This is a genomic window from Enterobacter sp. SECR19-1250 (assembly GCF_013391025.1).
GTDB lineage: Bacteria > Pseudomonadota > Gammaproteobacteria > Enterobacterales > Enterobacteriaceae > Enterobacter > Enterobacter cloacae.
This window is the reverse complement of the sequence record NZ_JACASJ010000321.1, coordinates 1-366: the sequence shown is the minus strand read 5'-3', so window position 1 is coordinate 366 and position 366 is coordinate 1. Positions and strand designations below refer to the sequence as shown.

General features: G+C 46.7%; 1 pseudogene. It reads left to right on the top strand.

The window, feature by feature from the left end:
- Positions 1–366, top strand: a pseudogene (locus HX884_RS26820) (type VI secretion protein ImpA); the annotation flags it as partial.

Sequence of the window (366 nt, the reverse complement as noted above, 5' to 3'; positions counted from 1 at the left end):
CCGCTGGAATGCTATCTGCTGGAACAGTTCAGTTCCCCGGCGCACTTTGCTGCCACCCGTGATGCAATAATTGCATTTATTGATGCCCATGAAGCGGCATATGCACGTTATCAGCAGGAGTTGCCGGTACGCACCCGCAGTGAACCGTTGTGGAAACAGGGAGATGTGGTGTGGGGAAGCCGGGTGTTACCTAATATAAGACCATCTCGTGAACAATATATTAATGCATATATATTACGGACACATAACAATCCAGAGGCTTTCAGAATTGGGCACGCCATGAATGATTTCAATCGGAACATTTGTGAATTCTGGAATGGTTGGATGACCGATAAAGAACAAAACCAAATTGCCAGGGCAGAAGGT